This window comes from Streptomyces sp. NPDC104226 (genome assembly GCF_055584085.1).
Window position 1 is genome coordinate 237,596 of record NZ_JBVJMS010000004.1, and the last position, 23,160, is coordinate 260,755.

The 23,160-nt window shown below is 70.4% G+C and carries 21 protein-coding genes and 1 riboswitch; of the genes, 4 read left to right on the top strand and 17 right to left on the bottom strand.

From position 1 onward, the window contains the following. Positions 1–117 precede the first annotated feature (117 nt). The 6 genes from ACZ60J_RS14550 to ACZ60J_RS14575 form a co-directional block, all read right to left on the bottom strand. Positions 118–1,260: a glycosyltransferase family 4 protein gene (locus ACZ60J_RS14550; protein WP_469681893.1), complete on the bottom strand. Its 1,143-nt coding sequence runs from the start codon at positions 1,258–1,260 to the stop codon at positions 118–120. Positions 1,261–1,429: 169 nt separating this feature from the next. Further along, a complete protein-coding gene (locus tag ACZ60J_RS14555) occupies positions 1,430–2,611 on the bottom strand; it encodes a hypothetical protein (protein WP_469681894.1) in 1,182 nt (393 codons plus the stop codon). A 25-nt stretch (positions 2,612–2,636) separates the two neighbouring features. Continuing rightward, on the bottom strand, positions 2,637–3,689 hold the full coding sequence (locus ACZ60J_RS14560) for a C40 family peptidase (RefSeq protein WP_469681895.1): 1,053 nt from the start codon (positions 3,687–3,689) through the stop codon (positions 2,637–2,639). 255 nt (positions 3,690–3,944) lie between these two features. After that, on the bottom strand, positions 3,945–4,976 hold the full coding sequence (locus ACZ60J_RS14565; protein ID WP_469681897.1) for a C40 family peptidase: 1,032 nt from the start codon (positions 4,974–4,976) through the stop codon (positions 3,945–3,947). Positions 4,977–5,235: 259 nt separating this feature from the next. Next, positions 5,236–6,600 (bottom strand): NYN domain-containing protein, encoded by a 1,365-nt coding sequence (locus tag ACZ60J_RS14570; protein ID WP_469682431.1) that lies wholly within the window; start codon positions 6,598–6,600, stop codon positions 5,236–5,238. 39 nt (positions 6,601–6,639) lie between these two features. Continuing rightward, positions 6,640–6,879: a hypothetical protein gene (locus ACZ60J_RS14575; RefSeq protein WP_008738811.1), complete on the bottom strand. Its 240-nt coding sequence runs from the start codon at positions 6,877–6,879 to the stop codon at positions 6,640–6,642. Positions 6,880–7,026: 147 nt separating this feature from the next. Between ACZ60J_RS14575 and ACZ60J_RS14580 the strand changes: the two genes are divergently transcribed. Both ACZ60J_RS14580 and ACZ60J_RS14585 read left to right on the top strand, forming a co-directional pair. Beyond that, the gene (locus tag ACZ60J_RS14580; protein ID WP_469681899.1) at positions 7,027–7,749 is read left to right on the top strand and encodes a rhomboid family intramembrane serine protease; all 723 of its coding nucleotides are present in this window, start codon (positions 7,027–7,029) and stop codon (positions 7,747–7,749) included. Further along, entirely contained in the window at positions 7,746–8,027 is a 282-nt protein-coding gene (locus tag ACZ60J_RS14585) for an Lrp/AsnC family transcriptional regulator (protein ID WP_469681901.1), read from the top strand. The genes ACZ60J_RS14580 and ACZ60J_RS14585 overlap by 4 nt, the downstream gene beginning before the upstream one ends. A gap of 4 nt (positions 8,028–8,031) precedes the next feature. On the opposite strand, the gene ACZ60J_RS14590 is transcribed toward ACZ60J_RS14585, so the two are convergent. The 7 genes from ACZ60J_RS14590 to ctaE form a co-directional block, all read right to left on the bottom strand. Further along, positions 8,032–8,622, bottom strand: a complete 591-nt coding sequence (locus ACZ60J_RS14590) for a ferredoxin (RefSeq protein ID WP_469681903.1) — start codon at positions 8,620–8,622, stop codon at positions 8,032–8,034. A gap of 13 nt (positions 8,623–8,635) precedes the next feature. After that, positions 8,636–10,024: an aminotransferase class V-fold PLP-dependent enzyme gene (locus tag ACZ60J_RS14595; RefSeq protein WP_469681904.1), complete on the bottom strand. Its 1,389-nt coding sequence runs from the start codon at positions 10,022–10,024 to the stop codon at positions 8,636–8,638. A 251-nt stretch (positions 10,025–10,275) separates the two neighbouring features. Beyond that, a riboswitch (SAM riboswitch) is annotated at positions 10,276–10,392 on the bottom strand. Positions 10,393–10,497: 105 nt separating this feature from the next. Beyond that, positions 10,498–11,562 carry an anthranilate phosphoribosyltransferase gene (trpD, locus tag ACZ60J_RS14600; protein WP_469681905.1) on the bottom strand — a complete coding sequence of 355 codons (1,065 nt, stop codon included), beginning with the start codon at positions 11,560–11,562 and terminating at the stop codon, positions 10,498–10,500. 211 nt (positions 11,563–11,773) lie between these two features. Continuing rightward, positions 11,774–13,426, bottom strand: a complete 1,653-nt coding sequence (gene qcrB, locus ACZ60J_RS14605; RefSeq protein WP_469681906.1) for a cytochrome bc1 complex cytochrome b subunit — start codon at positions 13,424–13,426, stop codon at positions 11,774–11,776. Beyond that, positions 13,423–14,481, bottom strand: a complete 1,059-nt coding sequence (qcrA, locus tag ACZ60J_RS14610) for a cytochrome bc1 complex Rieske iron-sulfur subunit (RefSeq protein WP_469681908.1) — start codon at positions 14,479–14,481, stop codon at positions 13,423–13,425. The genes qcrB and qcrA overlap by 4 nt, the downstream gene beginning before the upstream one ends. Beyond that, positions 14,478–15,287, bottom strand: coding sequence for a cytochrome bc1 complex diheme cytochrome c subunit (gene qcrC / locus ACZ60J_RS14615; RefSeq protein WP_469681910.1), 810 nt, complete (start codon positions 15,285–15,287; stop codon positions 14,478–14,480). Before qcrC ends, qcrA begins: the two co-directional genes overlap by 4 nt. 77 nt (positions 15,288–15,364) lie before the next feature. After that, positions 15,365–15,985: an aa3-type cytochrome oxidase subunit III gene (ctaE, locus tag ACZ60J_RS14620; RefSeq protein WP_008738823.1), complete on the bottom strand. Its 621-nt coding sequence runs from the start codon at positions 15,983–15,985 to the stop codon at positions 15,365–15,367. Positions 15,986–16,197: 212 nt separating this feature from the next. On the opposite strand from ctaE, the gene ACZ60J_RS14625 reads away from it, so the two are divergent. Next, positions 16,198–16,599: a hypothetical protein gene (locus ACZ60J_RS14625; RefSeq protein ID WP_469681911.1), complete on the top strand. Its 402-nt coding sequence runs from the start codon at positions 16,198–16,200 to the stop codon at positions 16,597–16,599. Between the two features lie 138 nt (positions 16,600–16,737). On the opposite strand, the gene ACZ60J_RS14630 is transcribed toward ACZ60J_RS14625, so the two are convergent. The 4 genes from ACZ60J_RS14630 to ctaC form a co-directional block, all read right to left on the bottom strand. Then, complete coding sequence (locus ACZ60J_RS14630) at positions 16,738–17,985, bottom strand: L,D-transpeptidase (protein WP_469681913.1); 1,248 nt, start codon at positions 17,983–17,985, stop codon at positions 16,738–16,740. 138 nt (positions 17,986–18,123) lie between these two features. Continuing rightward, the gene (locus ACZ60J_RS14635) at positions 18,124–18,522 is read right to left on the bottom strand and encodes a cytochrome c oxidase subunit 4 (RefSeq protein ID WP_274552284.1); all 399 of its coding nucleotides are present in this window, start codon (positions 18,520–18,522) and stop codon (positions 18,124–18,126) included. Further along, the gene (gene ctaD / locus ACZ60J_RS14640; RefSeq protein WP_469681914.1) at positions 18,519–20,249 is read right to left on the bottom strand and encodes an aa3-type cytochrome oxidase subunit I; all 1,731 of its coding nucleotides are present in this window, start codon (positions 20,247–20,249) and stop codon (positions 18,519–18,521) included. Before ctaD ends, ACZ60J_RS14635 begins: the two co-directional genes overlap by 4 nt. Beyond that, positions 20,246–21,220: an aa3-type cytochrome oxidase subunit II gene (gene ctaC / locus ACZ60J_RS14645; RefSeq protein WP_469681916.1), complete on the bottom strand. Its 975-nt coding sequence runs from the start codon at positions 21,218–21,220 to the stop codon at positions 20,246–20,248. The genes ctaD and ctaC overlap by 4 nt, the downstream gene beginning before the upstream one ends. A gap of 303 nt (positions 21,221–21,523) precedes the next feature. Here ctaC and ACZ60J_RS14650 point away from each other — a divergent pair, with 303 nt between their 5' ends. Next, positions 21,524–22,906 carry an aminotransferase class V-fold PLP-dependent enzyme gene (locus ACZ60J_RS14650; protein ID WP_469681917.1) on the top strand — a complete coding sequence of 461 codons (1,383 nt, stop codon included), beginning with the start codon at positions 21,524–21,526 and terminating at the stop codon, positions 22,904–22,906. Positions 22,907–23,160: the final 254 nt, after the last annotated feature.

Here is a 23,160-nt window from a genome sequence, read left to right on the forward strand (position 1 = left end):
CAGTCAGACATGGCTCGACCGTAGGCGGGCCCGGTCCGCGCCCGTGCGCTTTGACCGACTCCGCCCGCGATCGCGGCCCTGGGGGCGATAATCCCCCCTCCGTGCGGAGAGGGGTCGCTACAGGAGCTCGCGCAGGCGCTCCGCCAGCAGGTCCCAGCGCCACTTCTCCTCCACCCAGGCGCGGCCGCGCTCGCCCATGCGGGCGCGCAGGGCCGGGTCCCGGAGCAGGGTGACGACGCGTTCGGCGGTCTCGGCCGGGGCTCCGCCGGGGACCACCCAGCCCGTCTCCCCGTCCAGTACGGCGTCGGGGGCGCCTCCGGAGTCGCCGGCGATCACCGGCAGGCCGGTGGCGGAGGCCTCCAGGTAGACGATGCCGAGGCCCTCCACGTCGAGCCCGCCGCGCCGGGTCCGGCAGGGCATCGCGAAGACGTCCCCCGCCCCGTAGTGGGCGGGCAGTTCGGACCACGGCACCGCTCCCGTGAACACGACGGACTCCGCGACCCCGGTCGAGGCGGCCAGGGCCCGCAGGTCGGCCTCGTAGGGGCCGCCGCCCACGATCAGCAGGACGGCGTCCGGCAGGACCGCCAGGATCCGCGGCATCGCCTCGATCAGGGTGTCCTGGCCCTTGCGGGGAACGAGCCGGGAGACGCAGACGACCACCGGCCGGTCCGTCAGACCCAGCCGTGCACGGACCTCCGCGCCGCCCGACCCCGGGTGGAAGGTCTTCTCGTCCACCCCGGGCGGGAGCTGCGTCATGCGCACCGCCGCGCGGTCCGTCAGGGCCGGGGCGATCCGCGAACGGGTGTACTCCCCCAGGTAGGTCAGGGTGTCCGTGCCCTCGCCGATGCGGCGCAGCAGCTGGCGCGCGACCGGCAGCTGCGCCCAGCCCGCCTCGTGCCCGTGGGTGGTCGCCACGATCCGGCGTGCGCCGGCCCGGCGCAGGGCGGGTCCCATCAGCCCCAGCGGGGCTGCCGCGCCGAACCACACCGACGAGCAGCCGTGTTCGCGCAGCAGGCCCACGGCCCGGCGGGTGACCCGGGGGGTCGGCAGCAGCATCGTCGTACGGTCGCGGACCACCTGGAAGGGCTGCTCCGCGTCGAAGGCGGCGGTGGCGGCGCGGGCCTCCGCGGAGTGCTTCCAGGTGGAGGCGTAGACCACGACCCGGTCGGGGTCCAGGCGCAGCGCCATGTTGTGCAGGAAGGCCTGGATGCCCCCCGGCCGCGGCGGGAAGTCGTTGGTCACGATCAGCGTCTTGTCCATCGCCTGCCGACCCTACCGGAGCCCCCGCCGAGTCCCCTCGGCCCGGCGACCCCGGCGTTGCGCACCCCCTGCGGGGCAGCGCCCGAGACCCCTGGGGCTCCGCCCCAGACCCCGCGCCTCGAACGTCGGCGAGGCTGGAATCGCCCTGCGGGCAATCGCGCTGTGCGGGCTAGCGGAACTCGGCGGTCAGGGACTGTTGCCAGGATCGGGTCAGGGTGGCGGGGTCCGTGCCGAGGGTCTGGGTCAGGGCCGTCGGGAGGGACTCGCGGCCCGCCTTCTCGTACAGGGAGACCAGGGCCGCGTCGCCCCACCGGGCGGCGATGAGCCGGCAGGCCGTCCAGGAGCTCTCGTAGGCCCGCGCCAGTGCGTCCGCGTCCCCGCCGAAGGCGAAGGCGCCGTTCTCGGGGAGCGCCCCCGGCAGCGCGCCCTGCCGCACCGCACGGGCGAGCGCCGGCGCGACCTCGGCCGGGCCCCGGTCGCTGTCGCGGTAGGCGGCCCAGTCCGCGAAGCCCTCGGAGAGCCAGAGCGGGGTCCGGGACGTGGTCGCCGCCCGGGTCGCCACGTGGGTGGTCTCGTGGGTCAGGATCACCTGACGGCCCTCCGCCGTGAGCTGCCCGTACCCCTCGGGGTTCACCACGACCCGGTCGGCGGGGGCCGGTCCCGCCCCGGTCCGCCCGGTGGTGACGGCGCCCAGGCCCCGGTACTCGTCCGCGGGCCGCCCCAGCAGCGCCGCCATCGCGTCCAGCGAGCCGGGCACCAGTACCACCACCCGGCCCGCCCACGGCCGCGGCCAGGCCGCGCTCGCCGCGGGCACCGCCCGGTCGGCCTCGGCGGCGATCGCGGAGAGGGAACCGGAACCCTGACCGGCGCCGCCGAGCACCAGGGCGTGCGCCCCGCGCTCCACGGTCACCGGGCCCTGGTCCCACAGCTGGGGCAGGGCTCCGGGGGCGGGCCGGTCGGCGGTCACGGCCCAGCCGCCGCCGTCGCGGGTGAGCTCCACCTCGCGGGCGGAGCCGGCCGGGGCGGCGTCGTAGCCGGTGAGCCGGTAGCGCAGCTCGGCGCGGGCGAAGGCCCGTACGCCGTCCACCCGGACCGAGGAGACCTCGTACGACCAGCCTTCCAGCGGGATCGCCGCGAGGGCCGCGGGCGGGGCCGCCGACCAGGCGGCGACGGCCCGCCGCACCTCCCGCTCGGCTGGGTCCGCCGAAGCCGAGGGGGCTCCGGAAACGGAACCGGAAGGAGTACCGGAACCTGAACCGGAACCGCATCCTGCCAGCGGCACGCAGAGCAGCAGCAGGCACAGCAGCACCGCCGGCAGAGGCAGCGGCGGACGGCGAAGGACCGGGAGCATCACCCGATCGTACGCAGCGCAGCCCTCAGGGCCGTGTCACCGAGGAGACCGGCATCATCCCGACCGGGTCGTACCGCACCCGCGCCCCCGGGTACGGGGCGTGCACCACCTGGCCGTTGCCTACGTACATGCCGACGTGGCTGGCGTCCGAGCGGTACGTCACCAGGTCCCCGGGGCGCGCCTCCGACAGCGAGACCCGGCGCCCGGCGTGCCGCTGCGCCTGCGAGGTGCGCGGCAGGGCGACGCCCGCCTGCCGGTACGACCACACCATCAGGCCGGAGCAGTCGAAGCCGGAGGGGCCGGTGGATCCCCAGACGTAGGGCCGTCCCACGGCGGACCGGGCCGCCATCACGGCGGTCATGGCGCGCCCGGAGGAGGGTCCGGAGGCCGCGGGGTCGGGGAGTTCGGGCAGGGCGTCGGGGCGGCCTCCGGAGCGCGAGGCCCGGTCGAAGTCGGCGCGCTCCTGCGAGGGCATCGCGTTGAGCAGGCGGCGGGCGGCGGCCAGCTTGGCGGTGACGGCGCGCTTCTCCTTCGCCACGTCGGCGCGCAGGGCGTCGAGTTCGGCGAGCTTGCGGGAGGCCTCCTGGCGTTCCTGGCCGAGGCGGCGCTGCTCGGAGCGCAGTTCGTCGAGCTGGCGGGCCTGCCGGCCGGACAGCCGGTCGAGGGCGGCGGCCTTGGCGAGGTAGTCGTCCGGGTCGTCGGAGAGCATCAGTTCGACGGCGGGGTCGATGCCGCCGGCCCGGTACTGGGCTCCGGCGTAGGCGCCGAGCACCCCGCGCATGGTGTTGATGCGGTCCTGTCCGCGGGCCACCGCGTCCTGGACGCGGGCGACTTCGGCGCGGAGCCGGCCGGCGCGCTCGCCCGCCTGGTTGAAGCGTTCGGTGGCCTGTTCGGCCTCTTCGAAGAGCCGGTCGACCTGGGCGCGGGTGCCCGTGGAGGGCTCCTGTGGGAGGCCGGGGGCCGCACCGGCGGGTGCGCCCGACATGGCGACCGCTGCTCCCGCCGCGGCGGCGGTGAGGACGGTGACCTTGGTGTTCCGGTCGAGGGCGCTGGGCCCGGACCGGCGATGGGACGCCACGTGAAACCGCTCCCTCCTGCTGGGGCGGGACCCGGGTCCGCCCTCCGTGGACGGCCGTGTGCCGGGGTTCCGCGCTGGCAGACAGTAGCCGCGCGGGAGGGCACCGGCCAACGACCTCCGGCGGGCACGCACAGTGACGCCCCGTCGGAGACGCAGGTCACCGGCGGGGCGTGTGGTCAGAGCGGGGCCTCGGAATTCGCCCGGATGGGCGGTGTACGGCGCGTCCGGAGGGGCCTCGTGCGGAGGAGGGGGGCGTCAGCCGACGCGCACGCCGAACTGGAACGGCATGTTGTCCATGGATTCGTACTTGACGCCGCTGCGCGGGTTCGAGGCGTGCAGCACCGTGTTGCCGCCCGCGTACAGGCCGACGTGGTGCAGGTCGCCGTAGAAGAACACCAGGTCGCCGGGCTGGAGCTGGCTCCTGCCGATCCGGGTGCCGTCGTTGATCTGCGTGAAGGTGGTGCGCGAGATCGACACGTTGGCCTGCTTGTACGCCCACTGGGTCAGGCCCGAGCAGTCGAACGTGTTGGGGCCTTCGTGACCCGATATGTACGCGCTGCCGATCTTGGTCTTGGCGGCGGCGAGGGCCGCGCCCGCCCGGCCGGAGGGCTTCACGTTGCCGAGGTCGGGGACGCGGTCGCCGGCGCCGCGGCTGGCGCGGGAGTCCTCGTCCTTGATCGCCTGCCGCTCCTGGGCGGTCAGCGAGTTCAGGAGGGCCTGGGCCTCGGCGAGCTTGTCCGCGGAAGCCTTCTTCTTCTCGCCGAGCTCCTTGCGGGTGGCGTCGAGGTCGGTGAGCTTGCCGGCGGCCTCCTGGCGCTGCTGCGCGAGGGTGCGCTGCTTGGCCTGGATCTTCTGGACCGCTTCGACCTGCTGACCGCTCAGCTGCTCCAGGGTGGAGGCCTTGTCGAGGTAGTTGTCCGGGTCCGCCGAGAGGAAGAGCGCGAGCGACTGGTCGATGCCACCGCTGCGGTACTGGGCGCTGGCCATCGAACCGAGCGTGCCGCGCAGCGCGTTGAGGTCTTCCTGGCCGCGGGCGACCTGGTCCTGGAGCTGACCGATCTCGGTCTCGAGCTTGTCCTGGCGCTCCTTGGCCCCGTTGAACTTCTCGGTGGCCTGCTCCGCCTCTTCGTAGAGGGCGTCGACCTTGGCCTTGACCTCGTCCTTGCTCGGCTTGGCGGGGGCGGCGTTGGCGGCCTGCCCCGAGAGGACCACGGCGGCTGCCGCGGTGACGCCGAGCACGGTCGTGCGCATGCGGGTCGGCTGCTTGGGTCGACGGTGGGACGCCACGAAGGCGAGCTCCTTCTTCCTAGAGCCGCCGAATGACGCGAGAAACAGCTCGGCGACACCTTCGCTGCCACCCCGAATGAGTGAACTACCGCACGAAGGTTTGAGCTGACCCTAGTGACCCTTCTGTGATCAGTTCAAATCCTGTCGGCAAAAAAATCGCTGTCCGACCAGGTTCTTTACCTACAGCGCACGCTCCGTGTCGGTGACTTGACCCTACGTTCCCGCGAGGGCCCGTCAATTCCGGCATTGGGCCCAGCAGTTACGAAACGCGCGAAAGCCGCTTCAGCAGCAAGGCGGACGCCACCGGCCGCGCACCCGCCTTGGCCACCCCGTCGGCGACCTCCCGGTCCGTGGAGACCACGACCACCGGACGGCCCGCCGGTTCGGCGCGCACCAGCTGGCGGATCAGCTCGTCCGCCGTCACCCCTGCCTTGGAGAACAGCACCCGCACCCCGCGCGGCGGCGCGAGCAGCACCGGGGCCGCCAGTTCCGCCCCGTCGAAGACACAGGTCATCTCGGCGCCCGTCTGCGCGGCGAGCATCGACAGCCCGCCCAGCAGCCGCAGCCGCTGCTTCTCCAGCGGCATCGTCGGGTAGCCGGTCTTGGTGACGTTGTAGCCGTCGACCACCAGATGGGCCTGGGGCAGCGCCAGCAGCTGGTCCAGCAGCGCCGGGTCGGTCTCCGACAGGGCGCGCGCCGCGATGTCCTTCGGGGTCATCCGGCCCGGTTCCACGGCCTCCACGGTGTCGGCGGGCCGCGTGGAGACCGGCGGCAGCGCGAGCTCCCGGCGCAGTCCCGCGGCCGCGTCCAGCACGGTGTCCAGCAGCAGCCGCAGCCTCATGTCCTCGATGCTGCGCCCCTCACGGGTGGCCCGGCGCGAGGTCTCCAGCGCCGATTCCACCTCCGCGAGGCGGGACTTGAGCCGCCGGGTCTCGCTCTCGGCGGTGGTCACCTGGGCGGCTGCCTCGGCCCGGATGCCGTCGACCTCCGCGTTGATCTTGCGCAGGGCCGCGTCGCCCCGCTTGACGTCGCTGAGGGCACTGCGCAGCTTGCGCTGAAGCGATTCCGCTTCCTTGCGCGCCGCGTCCAGCTCGGCCCGAACCTGGTCGACGCCGGTGCGCTGCAGTTCCCGTACGTGGGCCAGCTCCTCGCGGAGCCGCTCCATCTCGCGGCGGGCCTCCTCGTCGACGCGCTCGGCGTCGGCGCGCTGCGCCTCCTCGCCCGCGGCGGCGACCAGCTTGACCCAGCCGGCCGGCCGCAGCACGTACGCGGCCGCCGCCACGTCCAGCGGATCGGCGGCGGCCGGCGGGGCGCCCGACTCCAGCGCGGAGGCCAGGTCGGCCTGCGCCTCGCGGAGCTTCTCGGCGACCCGGCTGCGGAAGACGGGGTCGCTCTCCACGGCCGTGGCCATGGCGTTGCCCGCGAACTTGGCGCGCCGGGTCGGGGTGAAACGGGCGTACTGGCGCAGCTGCGCCGGGAGGTCCGCGACCGTCAGCCCGCCGAAGGCGTCCGAGACGAGCGCAACGACCCGGCGCCGCACGCCTTCCGGCAGCGGGCGGTCGAGGACCTCCGCGGCGTCGCCGGCCGCGTCGGCCGGCTCAGCGCCGCTTGCTGGCTCCACAATCCGTCACCCCTACCGTCGTTCACCTGTGGGCGGGGCTCCTTAGGAGTCCGCGCCCGGCCTGTCGACCAGCTCGATCTGGTCCACCGCGTTGCACCAGCGGCAGCGCACCGACTCGATGGTCTCATTGACCACCTCGCGCTCCTCGACCTTGGGCTCCCCGGCGAGGTCCAGGTGGACGTACTCCACGACCTTCGACGAACGGGTGACGTCGAAGCGGGTGAGGTTGCCGCACAGGGTGCAGCGCCACCGGGTGGTGTCGGTCGGCAGGGGAACCGTCATCAGGCCGCTCTCTCCTTCTATCGCTCACATGGCGCAAGCACGACACCCTCCCGTGTCGTCACGGACGGCGCGCGCGTGCGTGCGTAGCTCGTAACCCTACGGCCTGCCGCACTCGCTGGTGGGCCCGGCTGGGTCATGCTCGTTCGCATGATCGTAAGGTGGCAGGCCGTACGCGAGGCCGCCCGGGGCCCGGTGGTCACGCACGCGCTGATCGCCGGCTGCTGCGTGGTGTTCGTCCTGAGCCCTGCATCGGGGCTGAACCCGGTCTACGGGACGGGCGATCAGCTCCTGGCCACGGGCACGGCGTACTTCCGGCGCTGGGGCGTGGTCCCGGACGAGCTCTTCACCGGCTCGGGGCGGGCGGCACTCACCCCCCTCACGGCCCTGTTCGTGCACGGGAGCTGGCTGCACCTGCTGGGCAACATGCTCTTCCTCTACGTCTTCGGCGCGATGACGGAGCGGCGCATGGGCCGGGCCTGGTTCCTCTGCTTCTACGTCTGCACGGGCTACCTGGCCCTGGCTGCGTACGCGGCGGCCTACGTCTCCTCCGACCAGACCCTGGTGGGGGCCTCCGGGGCGATCTCCGCGGTCCTGGGAGCCTTCCTGTACCTGTTCCCCAAGGCGCGGGTGACGAGCCTGTTCCCGTTCCTGTTCTTCCTGCCGCTGCGCTTCCCCGCGTGGATCGTGCTGATGTTCTGGTTCGGGCTCCAGTGGCTGGCGGCGCACCGCGCGGCGAGCGGTCCCGGAGTCGCCTATCTGGCCCACGTCGTGGGCTTCTCGGTGGGCTTCCTGTACGCATGGGTCCGCTACCGGGGTGGGACTAGAGTGGGTCGACCAGTGACAGTCGGCGAGGGAGACAGCCAACCGTGATCACCGCACTCGTGCTCATCAAGACCAGCGTGGACCGGATCCCCGAGATCGCCGAGGCCATCGCCGCGCTGGACAGCGTCAGCGAGGTCTACTCGGTCACGGGTACGTACGACCTCATCGCGATGGTCCGGGTGGCCCGGCACGAGGACCTGGCCGACATCATCCCCGGCCGCATCAGCAAGATCCCGGGCGTGGAGGCGACGGACACCCACGTGGCGTTCCGCACCTACTCCCAGCACGACCTGGAAGCCGCCTTCGCGATCGGCCTCGACGCGTAGCCCTTCAGAGCCCCGGCAACGCCTCGCCCGCCCGGGCGGGGCGGTGCTCCTGGAGCCAGAACAGGTACCCGCGCAGGTAGCCGGCGAGGTCCCCGTCGATGTGGGCGACATACGCGCGGGCGCCGCCCGCGGCCTCGCGCTCGTCCTCGCGGGAAGAGACCGACCACTGCCGGTCCAGGGCCACGGCCCACTCCCGCACGCGGGCCCGGTCGCGCCACCACCCGCGGATCAGCTCCGGAGTCCAGTGGTCGTCACCGTCCTGGGCGTAACCCACCATCGGATCCTGAGCGGCGGCGCCCAGTACTGCGAGGGTTTCCACGGGGTTCCGGGGCTGGCGGTAGACGAACTCCGCGCCCCAGTCGTCGTCGTAGAGCACGTTGTCGGGTGCGATCAGCCGACCCATCCAGCAGTTGTCGGTGCCCGCTCCGTAGAACGGCCCCGGCACGTTGCGCCAGTCGCACTCCGACCACCGGTCGGGTCGGGGGTTCCAGAACAGGCGGTGCTTCGGGTCGGGCACCCAGGTACCGCCGTCCGGAGCGGGCAGCGGCCCGGCCTCCGCCGCCCGCACGGCCGGTATCGGATCCCAGTACGTCATGCCCCGCAGCCTGTCAGACGGCCGGGACGCAGCGGCCCTCTTCGGTGCGGTACTGCCACTTGGCGCCGTCCGCGACGAGCTCCTTGACGGCGCGGACGAAGCGCTCCACGTGCTCGTCGGGGGTGCCGGCGCCGAAGCTGACGCGGATCGCGTTCAGGGACCGCTCGCCCGGGGCCGCCTCCGGGGCTCCGCACTCGCCCTGGGCCTGCGGCTCACTGCCGAGGAGGGTGCGGACCAGCGGGTGGGCGCAGAACAGGCCGTCGCGGACGCCGATGCCGTACTCGGCGGAGAGCGCGGCGGCGAAGTGCGAGCTGTTCCAGCCGTCGACGACGAAGGAGATGACGCCGACCCGGGGGGCGTCGTCGCCGAAGAGGGACAGGACGCGGACCGCCGGCACCTCGGCGAGGCCCGCGCGGACCTTGGCGACGAGGTGCTGCTCGCGGGCGACGAGGTTCTCGAAGCCCGCCTCGTTCAGGGCCTTGCAGGCGGAGGCGATGGAGTACACGCCGATGACGTTCGGGGAGCCGGCCTCGTGGCGGGCCGCGGTGGTGTGCCACTCGACGTCCACGCCGCCGTCCTCCCGGCGGGCCACCTTGCGGGAGGCGCCGCCGCCGGCGAGGTACGGGTCCGCCTCCTGGAGCCAGTCCGCGCGGCCGGCGAGCACGCCCGAGCCGAAGGGGGCGTAGAGCTTGTGTCCCGAGAAGGCGACCCAGTCCACGTCGAGGTCCTGGACCGAGACGGGGTGGTGCGGGGCCAGCTGGGCGGCGTCCAGGACGATGCGGGCGCCGTGGGCGTGCGCGGCTGCGGCGAGCTCCTTGACGGGCCACAGCTCGCCGGTGACGTTGGAGGCTCCGGTGACGCAGACCAGGGCCGGGCCGTACGGGTCGCGGTCGGCCAGGGCCCGCTCCAGGGTGGCGACGGCCTCGTCCGGGGTGCGGGGGGCGTTGAGGTAGGTGACCTGCGCGTTCGTCCACGGGAGCAGCGAGGCGTGGTGCTCGGTCTCGAAGACGAAGACCTGGCAGTCGGCCGGGATCACGGCGGCGAGCAGGTTGAGGGAGTCGGTCGTGGACCGGGTGAAGACCACCTGGTCGGAGGGCCGGCAGTCGAGGAACTCGGCGACCGTGACCCGGCTCTGCTCGAAGAGGTCGGTGGAGAGCTGCGAGAGGTAGCCGGCGCCGCGGTGGACGCTGCCGTAGTACGGGGCGTACGCGGCCACGTCGTCCCAGACCCGCTGCAGCGCGGGGGCGCTGGCCGCGTAGTCGAGGGCGGCGTAGGTGACCTCGCCACCGGTGACGAGCGGGACGGTGACGTCACGGCCGAGGACCGGCAGCGGCTCGGCACAGGCCGGGTCTACGACGGTGGCGGGGGTGGCGGTGGCGGCGGCGTTCAGGGTTGCGGACATGGCGGTATCTCCCGGCAGGCAGGTCTGAATGGCTTCGGTGTGCCCGTCCGCCGACACGGCTACGGCGCTGCGGCCGTTCGGGGTACGGGAATGCCCCGGAGTGCGGATCGGCCGGCGTGGGCAGCGCATGTGCTGCGGGTACGCGGAAGTGACCCTGTTCCGAGGGGTGAAGAAGGGGCGGAGTCGCCCTATCGCATTCGCTTGCTCACGGAAAACGCTCCTCAGAAGACCAGGACCCCTGGTGTTCGAGGGATCCGCGCTTGCCGTAGACCTCACTGCCTACGACCTGGTCATCACCCGGGGCACCCCGCCACGGAAGGAGGGTTGCCGGACAGCAAGCCGGGGCCTAAACGCTGTCACTCGTGACCTGAGGAGCATCCTGCCACACGATCTTCCGAACGCAAGACCCCGGTCCACATGGCGGACCGGGGTCGAAGCTGGATCTTGGCCGGAAGCCGTGGAAACCGAATCCGTCAGGCGTTGCTCGCCGCCGCCCAGCGGGCCAGTGCGGCACGGGCCGCGCCCGAGTCCACCGACTCCGCCGCCCGGGCGACTCCGGCGGCGAGCTGCTCCTCCAGGGTGCCCGTACCCGGGTCCAGCGCGACCAGGGCCGCCGCCGAGTTCAGCAGCACCGCATCGCGGACCGGGCCGGTCTCGCCGGCCAGCAGGCGGCGGGCCACGTCGGCGTTGAACGAGGCGTCCGCGCCGGCCAGGGCGGAGACCGGAACCAGCGGGATGCCGATGTCGCGCGGGTCGAAGCCCTGCTCCCTGACCTCGCCGTCGCGGACCCACCAGACCCGGGAGGTCGCCGTGGTGGTGAGCTCGTCGAGCCCGTCGTCACCGCGGAAGACCAGGGCCGAGGAGCCCCGCTCCGCCAGGACGCCCGCGACGATCGGCGCCACCCGCGCGTCGGCCACGCCGGTGGCCTGGGCCCGTACCTTCGCCGGGTTGGTCAGCGGGCCGAGGAAGTTGAAGGTGGTCCGGATGCCGAGCTCGCGGCGGGCCGGGGCCACGTGCCGCAGCGCGGGGTGGAACTTGACCGCGAAGCAGAAGGTGATCCCGGCTTCCTCGGCCACCTCCACGACCCGTGCGGGGGTGAGGTCGAGGTTGACGCCGAGCTTCTCCAGGACGTCCGAGGAGCCGCTCGCGGAGGACGAGGCCCGGTTGCCGTGCTTGACGACCTTGGCGCCCGTTCCGGCCACGACGATCGCCGACATCGTGGAGATGTTCACCGTCTTGGCCCCGTCGCCCCCGGTGCCGACGATGTCCACCGTCCGGCCGGGCACCTCGATGAGGTTGGCGTGTTCGTACATGGCGCGGACCAGGCCGTTGATCTCGGAGACGGTCTCGCCCTTGGCTCGCAGCGCGACCGCGAAACCGGCGATCTGGGCGTCGGTGGCCTCCCCCCGCATGATCCGGTCCATGGCCCAGGCCGTGTCGTCGGCGCCGAGGTCACGTCCGGTCAGCAGGGCCTCCAGAACGCCCGGCCAACCGCGGGCCGCCACGCTGTCGCCGCCTGCCGGGGTCACCAGGTTCATGGTCCGCTCCTGCTGCTCATCGAGGATTCCACGTCGAATGCGAAGGCTTCAGCCTATCCAGCCCCGGGGACGGCAAAGAGCCCCGTCCAGACACTGGACGGGGCTCTCGCCGTGGCGACACCAGGACTGACCGAAATCAGTCCCTCAAGCAGTCATGCGTGGTGCGTACTGCGTGAAGCGTGTGTTGCGTGTGAAGCCGTGGTGCGGGAGATCAGTGGTGGCCGTGGCCGCTCTGGATCTCCTTGTACTCCTCGACCGTGGGCTTCGGGATCTGGTTGTTCTCCCCGTAGTAGCCCTTGCTCAGCTTGGCGCGGAGCTTCTCGACCGACGTCACCTTGCGCTCGACACCGTTCTCGTCGACCGTGGCGCCGATCTCGGCCGGCTGGTACTGCTCGTGCGAGGTGAGCGTGTGCAGCTTGCCCTGCGAGAGCGGCTCGTGGACCTCGACGAACTCACCGTGCGGCAGACGCTTGATGACGCCGGTCTCGCGACCGTGCAGCACCTTGTCGTGGTCCCGGCGCTGGAGGCCGAGGCAGATCCGCTTGGTGATGATGAACGCGATGACCGGACCGACGAAGAAGCCGATGCGGGCGAACCAGGTGATCGAGTTGATCGACAGGTGGAAGTACTGCGCGAACATGTCGTTTCCACCGGCGATCAGCAGGATGACGTACCACGTCAGCCAGGCGACACCGAAGGCCGTACGCGTGGGGGCGTTGCGCGGGCGGTCCAGGATGTGGTGCTCGCGCTTGTCCCCGGTGACCCAGGACTCGATGAACGGGTACACCGCGATGGTGGCCAGGACCAGCGGGAAGATCGTGAACGGGATGAAGACGCCCAGGGCCAGGGTGTGGCCCCACAGGTTGATCTCCCAGCCGGGCATGGCACGGATCAGGCCCTCGGAGAAGCCCATGTACCAGTCGGGCTGCGCACCGGTGGACACGTGGTCCGGGCGGTACGGGCCGAGCGCCCAGATCGGGTTGATCGAGGCGATGCCCGCGATCAGCGCGATGACACCGAAGACCAGGAAGAAGAAGCCTCCGGCCTTGGCCATGTAGACCGGCAGCAGCGGCATGCCGACGACGTTCTTCTCGGTCCGGCCGGGACCCGCGAACTGGGTGTGCTTGTGGTAGAAGACCAGGATCAGGTGGGCCACCAGCAGGCCCATCATGATGCCGGGCAGCAGCAGGATGTGCACCGAGTAGAGCCGGCCCACGAAGTCGCCGCCGGGGAACTCCCCGCCGAAGAAGAAGAACGACAGGTACGTGCCCACGATCGGCACGGACAGCATCGCGCCTTCCATGAAGCGGACACCGGTGCCCGAGAGCAGGTCGTCCGGCAGGGAGTAACCGGTGAAACCGGTGAACATGCCGAGGACCAGCAGCAGGAAGCCGAAGACCCAGTTGACCTCACGGGGCTTGCGGAACGCGCCGGTGAAGAACACGCGCATCATGTGCACGAGCATCGCCGCGATGAAGATCAGCGCCGACCAGTGGTGGATCTGCCGGATGAGCAGACCGCCGCGGACGTCGAAGCTGATTTCCAGGGTCGACTTGAAGGCCTCCGACATCGCGACACCCTGCATGGGGATGTACGAACCGTCGTAGTGCACTTCGTTCATGCTCGGGTGGAAGAACAGCGTCAGGTACACACCCGTGAGGATGAGGATGATGAAGCTGTAGAGGCAGATCTCGCCCAGCATGAAGGACCAGTGGTCCGGGAAGATCTTGCGCATGTTGGCCTTGGCGAGGCTGTAGATGCCCAGCCGGCCGTCGGCCCAGTCGGCTACGCGCTCGCCGGCCGGAGCCTTGCGCTCTTTGCCCGCCGCGGAAGCGGCTGATGAATTCGTAGTGGCAGTGCTCATCCGCGCTCCCAGAAAGAGGGACCGACGGGCTCTTCGAAGTCGCCGAGCGCCTCGAGGAAACCTTCGTCATTGACGCCGATCCGCAGCTGCGGGAGCGCGTGACCAGCCGGGCCGAAGATGACTCGGGCGCCGTCGGAGAGGTCGAAGGTGGACTGGTGGCACGGGCAGAGCACGTGGTGCGACTGCTGCTCGTACAGGCTGATCGGGCAGCCGACGTGGGTGCAGATCTTGGAGTAGGCCACGATCCCGTCGTGGGACCACTCCAGTTCCTTCTTGTCCTTGATGTTCTCCGGCTGGATGCGGACGATCATCAGGGCGGCCTTGGCGATCTGCGTCTGGAAGTCGTGCGCGTCCTCCTCCAGGCCTTCCGGCATGGCGAAGGTCAGCGAACCCACGACGATGTCCTCCGGGCGGAGCGGCTCCATCGTGTTCTGGTTGATGAGCATCTTGCCCTTCGCCCAGATGGTCTTGCGCAGCTTGTCCTCGGGCAGCGGGCCCAGGTCGCGCAGGATCACGACGGCGGAGAGCGGCACCATGGCCAGCGCACCGAACAGCGTGTTGCGGATGAGCGGGCGGCGGCCGATGGCCGACTCGCGCGCGCCGTCCGCGAAGTCCTGCATGACCTGCGCCTTGACCTCCGGCGGGGCCGCGATCTCGTGGCGCTCGGCGGCGACCTCCACGTCGGACATCAGGGTGCGGGCCCAGTGGACCGCGCCCGCGCCGATGCAGAAGAGGGCCGCGCCGAGGCTGACGCCCAGGGCGAAGTTGAGAGCGCTCACCTTCCCGAGCGGGAAGATGTAGACGATCTTGTCGACCGGCAGGATCACGAACGAGGCGATGAAGGCGACCGTGGCCAGCATCGACAGCGTGAACAGCAGGGCGACCGTGCGCTCGGACCGCTTCGCGGCCCGCTCGTCGATGTCCTGGATCCGAGGCCGGTGAACCGGCAGGCCGGGGTCGGCGAACGGGTCGTCCGCCACTGCCACGGCACCGTGGTGCGCGTCGCCCTGCTCGCTCGGCAGGTGCTTCTCTTCGGGAATGTCTTGGCTACTCATGACTTCTTGGCCTTAGCGGTGTGGGCCGCGACCCAGACGGCGACAGCGATCAGCGCACCCAGTCCGAAGATCCAGCCGAAGAGACCCTCGGAGACGGGGCCGAGGCCACCGAGCTTGAGGCCACCGGGGTTGGTCGACTTCTCGCCGTTGACGTGCTGGAGGTACGCGATGATGTCCTTCTTCTGCTTCTCCGGCATGGTGCTGTCGGGGAAGGAGGGCATGTTCTGCGGGCCGGTGAGCATGGCCTCGTAGATGTGCTTCGGCTCGACACCCTCAAGGTTGGGGGCGTACTTGCCGTTCGTCAGTGCGCCGCCCTCACCGGTGAAGTTGTGGCACTGCGCGCAGTTGTTGCGGAACAGCTCGCCACCCTTCGCGATGTCGGCACCCGCCGGGTCGTACTGCTTCTCGGTCGGCGTGATCGGGCCGGCTCCGAGGGAGGAGATGTACGCGGCGAGCTGGTCGGCCTGCGCCTGGGTGTAGATGACGGGCTTCTTCGGCACCTGGGCGCCGGGCTGCTGGGCGGGCATCCGCCCCGTCATCACCTGGAAGTCGACGGCAGCGGAGCCGACGCCAACCAGGCTGGGGCCGTCAGAGGAACCCTGACCGCCGGTTCCGTGGCAGCTTGCGCAGCCGACGGCGTAGAGCTTCTGGCCCTCCTCGATGGCGAGGGACTGGACGGTTTCGTCGGCCTTCGCATTGCCCGCGGGCGCGAAGGCGCTGTACAGCCCCCCGGTAACCGCCAGCGCGAAGAGTAGAACGACGACCGCCGCCAGCGGATGGCGTCGTCGTGCGGAGAGCTTTTTCACGGATTACCCCGGTGTCAGGATCTTCTGCGTCGGTGTGTCTGGATGGAGTGCCGGGCACGTGCCCGGCGACGTGTTCGCTACTTGATCAGGTAGATCGTTGCGAAGAGGCCGATCCAGACGACATCGACGAAGTGCCAGTAGTAGGACACGACGATGGCCGACGTGGCCTGTTCGTGGGTGAACCTCTTGGCCGCGTACGTCCGGCCGAGGACCAGCAGGAAGGCGATGAGACCGCCCGTCACGTGCAGACCGTGGAAGCCGGTGGTCAGGTAGAAGACCGAGCCGTACGGACCGGACGAGAGGCTCATGCCCTCGTGCTTGACCAGCTCGGTGTACTCGAACACCTGGCCGCCAATGAAGATCGCACCCATGACGAACGTGATGATGAACCACGTCCTGAGCTTCTTCACGTCACCGCGCTCGGCGGCGAATACGCCGAGCTGGCAGGTGAGCGAGGAAAGCACCAGGATCGTCGTGTTCGTCGCCGAGAAGGGCAGATTCAAGGCCGAGGCCTGTTCTGTCCAGTACTCGGCGCCTGTCACTGATCGCAGGGTGAAGTACATCGCGAAGAGGGCCGCGAAGAACATCAGCTCGGAACTCAACCAGATGATGGTTCCCACGCTGACGAGGTTCGGCCTGTTGACCGTCGGGTGCGCGTGCCCGGTATCTACTGTCGTTGCTGTCGCCACGACCGACATTATGTCGGTCCCTTATCCCGCCCTCACCCCGGGGGGTGCCGTTCGGAGTGTCAGGGGCGTGTGCAAGGCCCGAACGGCCCATCAGATCACCCTGCGGACGCCCGCCGGCCTTCCCTCGGGCGAGGCAGTGCGAACCGATGTTGACAGCGGGTCGGACGGAGTAGCATCCCGCGCAACATCAACGTGATTCACGGGACACGTGGAGGAACGAAATGCGGGCGACTGCGCGGGTTCTGGTCTACAGCGACGACGCGGGCACCCGGGAGCAGGTGCGGCTGGCGGCCGGGCGCAGGCCGGCCGCAGACCTGCCGCCGGTGGAGTTCCTGGAGTGCGCGACGCTGCCGGCCGTCCTGAAGGAACTGGACGCGGGCGGCATCGACGTCTGCGTGTTGGACGGCGAGGCGGTTCCGGCCGGGGGCATGGGGGTGTGCCGGCAGATCAAGGACGAGATCTTCCAGTGCCCGCCCGTACTGCTCCTGATGGGCCGTCCGCAGGACGCCTGGCTGGCCACGTGGAGCCGGGCGGACTCGGCCGTCACCCTTCCGGTTGATCCGGTGGACTTCGCGCAGGCCCTGGCGGGTCTGCTGCGCGCGCGGATCTCGCCGGCGGCGTAACGGGGGCTGTGAGCCCCGCACAGCGCCTTACCGGCGTATACCGGGGCACGGGTGCCCGTACGGTCCGTACGGGCACCCGTGCCCCGGTTGTGGCCCCTCCGGGCCCTCGCGCCTCTCCGGGCGCTCCCGGCCCGGTGGTTACACCTGCGGGCGCAGGCGCGCCTGGTCGACCGGGCTGCGGCCTTCCTGGGTGCCCTTGAGGAGGGCGCTGCCCTCGCGCCAGTCCTTCCAGTCCATGTTCCAGTCGCCGTAGCCGTTCCCGAAGGTGTCCATGTCGTCGCCGATGCTGTTGATGACGCGGACGATGTCGCCTTCGGTGATGTTCTCGTAGAACCAGGCGGCGTTGCCCGTGCTCATGCCGGTGCAGCCGTGGCTGACGTTCTCGTAGCCCTGGGAGCCGACGGACCACGGCGCGGCGTGGACGTATTCACCGCTCCAGGTGACACGGGTCGCGTAGTAGACGGGCAGGTTGTAGTACTCGCTGCCGCCGATGCCCACGGTGTCTCCGCGCATCTGGACGTAGTACTGCTTGCCGAGGACCACCTTGACGCCGTTGCGGGTGGAGAAGCCCGGCTTTCCGGTGGTCACCGGGATGGAATTGATCACTTCCCCGTTGCGCTTGAACGTGAGCCAGTGCGAGGAGGCGTCCGTGGTGACCTCCACGCGGTCGCCGATCTCCAGCTTCAGCGGCTTGGAGGCGGCGCCGTGCAGGTCGTCGGAGATCTTGATGCCCTCCAGGTTGCTCCGGACGGACACGGTGGTGTTGGCCGGCCAGTACTCCTTGGGCCGGTAGTGGAGCTTCTTGTCGTCCACCCAGTGCCAGGCGCCCACGGCCTCCGGCGGGGCGTCGACGATCAGGCCCCGCTCGATGACGGCGCGGGCGGCCTTGTCCTTGACGGGTTCGTTGAGTTCGGCCGTGAGGGGCTGTCCGACGCCGTACTTGCCCTCGTCCGGGCCGAATTCGACCTTGAGGACCTTCTGGGCCGGGGTGGTGTCGAAGGTGAGCGTGCGCTGCCCGGGGGCGCCGCGCTCGTCCTCGGTGCTCACGAGGACGGTGTAGCGGACGCCGGCGGCCATCGGGACGGTGCTGTGCCAGCGGTCGCCGGAGGCGGACAACTCGCCCGCCAGGCGGCGTCCGTGGGTGTCCACGGCGCTCACGTCGGTGATCCGGCCGTCGCCGCTCTTGGCGGTGACCTCCAGGGGCCGGTCCGGGTCGACCGGGCGGCTGCCGGTGGGGTGGTTGAGGGCGACGTGGTCGCCCGCGTCGTAGGGGCGGGCGGACAGCGGGTTGTCGTCGCCCGACCCGCATGCGGTGGCGCCTGCCCCGAGGGACGCGACCAGCAGGGAGCAGCCGATAACGGTCCAAAGACGCGGTGACTGGTTCATGGAGCCAACGCTATGAAGATCTGACAATTACGGCGCGCGGGGTGACTGCAAACGAGGGGCCCGGACTCCTCCATTGGAGGTGTCCGGGCCCCTGGTCTCACGCGATGGCCGCCACCGTGGGTGGCAGCGCGGGTGCGGCTACTGGTTCTGGTTCTCGCCGCGGTAGTACTCGTACACCCAGCCCCACAGACCGATCAGGATCAGCGGCGCGGAGAAGTACATCAGCCACCAGCCGAAGATGACGCCCATGAAGGCGAAGGCGCCACCGATGGCCAGCGAGAGCGGCTGCCAGCTATGCGGGGAGAAGAACCCCAGCTCGCCCGCCTCGTCGGCGACGTCGGCCTCCAGGTTGTCCTGGGCCATCTGGTCGACGCGCGCGGCCGTGAAGGCCAGGTAGTAGCCGATCATGGCGCTCAGGCCGAAGGCCAGTGCGAGCGCGGTGGTGCCGACCGGCTCCTTCGACCAGACGCCGTACACGACGGTCATGATCAGGATGAAGGCGGCGAGCCACAGGAACATCCTGCCCTGGATCTTCACTTGCCGGCCTCCTTGCCACCAGCGACGGCCTTGGCGGCCACGGAGTGGTCCTCAAGGTGGTCGAGGGCCGCGATCTCGGGGTGGTGCAGATCGAATGCCGGGGATTCGGACCGGATCCTCGGCAGGGTGAGGAAGTTGTGCCGCGGCGGCGGGCAAGACGTCGCCCATTCGAGCGAACGGCCGTAGCCCCACGGGTCGTCGACCTCGATCTTCTTGCCGTACTTCGCCGTCTTCCAGACGTTGTACATGAACGGCAGCATCGACAGGCCCAGCAGGAAGGAGCTGATCGTCGAGATGGTGTTCAGCAGCGTGAAGCCGTCCGCCGCGAGGTAGTCCGCGTAACGACGCGGCATGCCCTCGGCGCCCAGCCAGTGCTGCACCAGGAAGGTGCCGTGGAAGCCGATGAACAGCGTCCAGAAGGTGATCTTGCCGAGGCGCTCGTCCAGCATCTTGCCCGTGAACTTCGGCCACCAGAAGTGGAAGCCGGCGAACATCGCGAAGACCACGGTGCCGAAGACGACGTAGTGGAAGTGCGCGACGACGAAGTACGAGTCGGAGACGTGGAAGTCCATCGGGGGCGAAGCCAGGATGACGCCGGTCAGACCACCGAAGGTGAAGGTGACCAGGAAGCCGATCGTCCAGAGCATCGGGGTCTCGAAGGACAGCGAGCCCTTCCACATGGTGCCGATCCAGTTGAAGAACTTCACACCCGTCGGAACGGCGATGAGGAACGTCATGAAGGAGAAGAACGGCAGCAGTACACCGCCGGTGACGTACATGTGGTGGGCCCACACCGTCACCGAAAGGCCGGCGATGGAGATCGTCGCGGCGATCAGGCCGATGTAACCGAACATCGGCTTGCGCGAGAAGACCGGAATGATCTCGGAAACGATTCCGAAGAACGGTAGCGCGATGATGTACACCTCTGGGTGTCCGAAGAACCAGAAGAGGTGTTGCCATAGCAGCGCGCCGCCGTTGGCGGCATCGAACACGTGCGAGCCGAACTTGCGGTCGGCCTCCAGCGCGAAGAGCGCGGCGGCCAGCACCGGGAAGGCGAGCAGGACCAGGACACCGGTCAGCAGCACGTTCCAGGTGAAGATCGGCATGCGGAACATCGTCATGCCGGGGGCGCGCATGCAGATGATCGTGGTGATGAAGTTGACCGAACCGAGGATCGTGCCGAAGCCGGAGAAGGCCAGACCCATGATCCACATGTCGGCGCCGATGCCCGGCGACCGGACGGCGTCCGACAGCGGGGAGTAGGCGAACCAGCCGAAGTCGGCGGCACCCGAGGGGGTGACGAAGCCGGCCACCGCGATGGTCGAACCGAAGAGGTACAGCCAGTACGCGAACATGTTCAGCCGCGGGAACGCCACGTCGGGCGCGCCGATCTGCAGCGGCATGATCCAGTTCGCGAAGCCCGCGAACAGCGGGGTGGCGAACATCAGCAGCATGATCGTGCCATGCATGGTGAACGCCTGGTTGAACTGCTCGTTCGACATGATCTGCGTACCCGGACGGGCCAGCTCGGCGCGCATGAAGAGCGCGAGGAGGCCGCCGATGAGGAAGAACACGAACGACGTGAGCAGGTACATCGTGCCGATGGTCTTGTGGTCGGTAGTGGTCAGCCACTTCACGACGACGTTGCCCGGCTTCTTGCTCCGCAGCGGCAACTCGTTCTCGTACGAGTCGGCTGCGGCACCCTGAGGCTGGTTGAGGATGCTCACAGTTTGTTCACCTCAGCATTGCGGGCCGGGTCGGTCTGCTGGATACCGGCCGGAAGGAAGCCGGTCTGACCCTTCTCCGCGAGCTCCTTCAGGTGCGCCTTGTACGCCTCCGGGGAGACGACCTTGACGTTGAAGAGCATTCGGGAGTGGTCGACACCGCAGAGCTCGGCACACTTGCCCATGAAGGTGCCCTCTTCGGTCGGGGTGACCTCGAAGACGTTGGTGTGGCCCGGAATGACGTCCTGCTTGAACAGGAAGGGGACCACCCAGAAGGAGTGGATGACGTCGTTCGACGACAGGATGAAGCGGACCTTCTCGCCCTTCGGCAGCCAGAGCGTCGGGCCCGGGTTGCCGGTGTCCGGGTTCCGGTCGCTCGGGACGCCCTTGGTGTAGACGCCTTCGGCGCCCGCCGGGAAGTCCTTGGTGTAGCGGTCCGGGATCGTGGCGAGTTCCTTGGGAACCTCGCCCGCCTTCGGAGTCGCCGCATCGCCGTCGACGTTCTCGACGTAGTTGAAGCCCCAGCTCCACTGGAAGCCGATCACGTTGATCGTGTGCGCCGGCTTGGCGGAGAGGGAGAGCAGCTTCGACTCGTCGCGCGCGGTGAAGTAGAAGAGCACCGAGACGATGATGAGCGGGACCACGGTGTACAGCGCCTCGATGGGCATGTTGTACCGGGTCTGCGGGGGAACCTCGACCTTGGTCCGGCTACGCCGGTGGAAGATGACGCTCCACATGATCAGGCCCCACACGAGGATGCCGGTGATCAGAGCGGCCGCCCAGGACCCCTGCCACAGGGAGAGGATGCGAGGCGCCTCTTCAGTGACCGGGGTGGGCAATCCGAGGCGGGGGAAGTCTTTCCATGTATACGAGCAACCAGTGGCGGTCGCCAGGACCACGCCCGCAGTCAGCGCCTGCAGCAGCTTCCGCCGCATCGGGCGCCGCGGCGAGCGGTCGGAGCCGTAGGGACTCACGTAGCGCCTTCCCGAGAGTCTCGGCCCGCGCGGCCGGCCGCGGCCGCATTCGGGTCGGTCGCCGGCCCTGACGCAGGCAGGGGTTTGGATGTTTATGCGGACCAAACCCTACTGGACGCTATTTGGGGTCGCGCGGGGAGGGTGCCCAACGCGCCGTTACTGACCCCGAAGGGATGGATCCGCCGTACGGGGGACGGCCCAACGGACCCCGAATGGCGGGGTCCCGACGGCATCTGACGGCAGTTCGACGACAGGCCCCAAGCCGGTCGTCGCGTCGGCGTGGCGGCCGGTTAGCGTGACCGGATGCCGTACTTCGACACCGCGTCCGCCGCCCCGCTGCACCCCGTGGCCCGGCAGGCGCTCCAGGCCTCCCTTGACGAAGGCTGGGCCGACCCGGCCCGGCTGTACCGCGAAGGGCGCCGGGCCCGGCTGCTCCTGGACGCGGCGCGGGAGGCGGCGGCGGAGTCGGTGGGGTGCCGTCCCGACGAGCTCGTGTTCACTCCTTCGGGGACGCACGCTGTTCACTCGGGCATGGCCGGGGTCCTGGCGGGCCGTCGGCGCGTCGGCGGGCATCTGGTCGTATCGGCGGTGGAACACAGTTCCGTACTCCATGCGGCGGAGGTCCACGCCGCAGGCGGCGGGCGGGTGGACGAGGTCCCGGTGGACCGGTTCGGCCGCGTCTCCCCCTCCTCCTACGGGGAACTCCTCGGGCCCTCCACCGCACTGGCCTGCCTCCAGTCGGCCAACCACGAGGTGGGCACCGTCCAGCCCGTGGCGGAGGTCGCCGACGTGTGCACCGCCGCCGGGGTGCCCTTGCTGGTGGACGCCGCGCAGTCGCTGGGCTGGGGGCCCGTTCCCGGGAACTGGTCCGTGCTGTGCGCGAGCGCCCACAAATGGGGCGGCCCGGCCGGGGTCGGGCTGCTGGCGGTCCGCAAGGGAGTGCGCTTCGCTCCCCAAGGCCCCGCCGACGAAAGGGAGTCGGGGCGCTCCCCCGGCTTCGTCAACCTCCCGGCGGTCGTCGCCGCGGCGGCCTCCCTGCGGGCCGTGCGCGCCGAGGCGGAGGCGGAATCGGCCCGCCTGCGGATCCTGGTGGACCGGCTGCGGCGGCGGGTGGCCCGCCTGGTGCCGGACGTGGAGGTGGTGGGCCATCCCGACCTCCGGCTCCCGCACCTGGTCACCTTCTCCTGCCTGTACGTGGACGGGGAGACCCTGCTCCACGGGCTGGACCGGGCCGGCTACTCCGTCTCCTCCGGCTCCTCGTGCACCAGCTCGACGCTGACGCCGTCCCATGTCCTGCGGGCCATGGGGGTGCTGTCGGAGGGAAACGTACGGGTGTCCCTGCCCGCCGGCACGACGGCGGCGGAGGTCAACGGCTTCCTGGAGGTCCTGCCGGGGCTGGTGGCGGGGGTGCGGGAGCAACTCGGCGCGGTGGAGCCGGCGATGGCCGCCGATCCGGACGCGGAGTCCCTGGAGCTGGACACCCTCGGCCTGCGGTGTCCGCAGCCGGTGATCGAGCTGGGCCGGGCGATCGGGCGGGTTCCGGTGGGGGGCACGGTGACCGTCCTGTCGGACGACGAGGTCGCGCGGCTGGACATCCCGGCGTGGTGCGCGATGCGGGGGCAGACCTATATGGGTGAGAGCCCGCGCCCCGTCGGTACTGCGTACACGGTCCGCCGGGCGGTCTGACCCGGGGCGGGGCCGGCCCTGCGGGGCTGTCCCCCACCCGCCCTTCCACCGTTCCCCGGGCTCTGCCCGGACCCGGTCCTCAGACGCCGGACGGGCTGGATTGTCCGGCGTTTGAGGCGCGGGGACTGGGCGGGAGCCCCGGGGAACGGGCGAAGGTCGGGTAGGGGACCTCGCCCCGCAGGGCAGAGCACCCGCACCCAGACCCGTGCGCCGGGCCCGCCCGCGGAGGGCGGCTGGGCCCGGCGCCGCGCAGG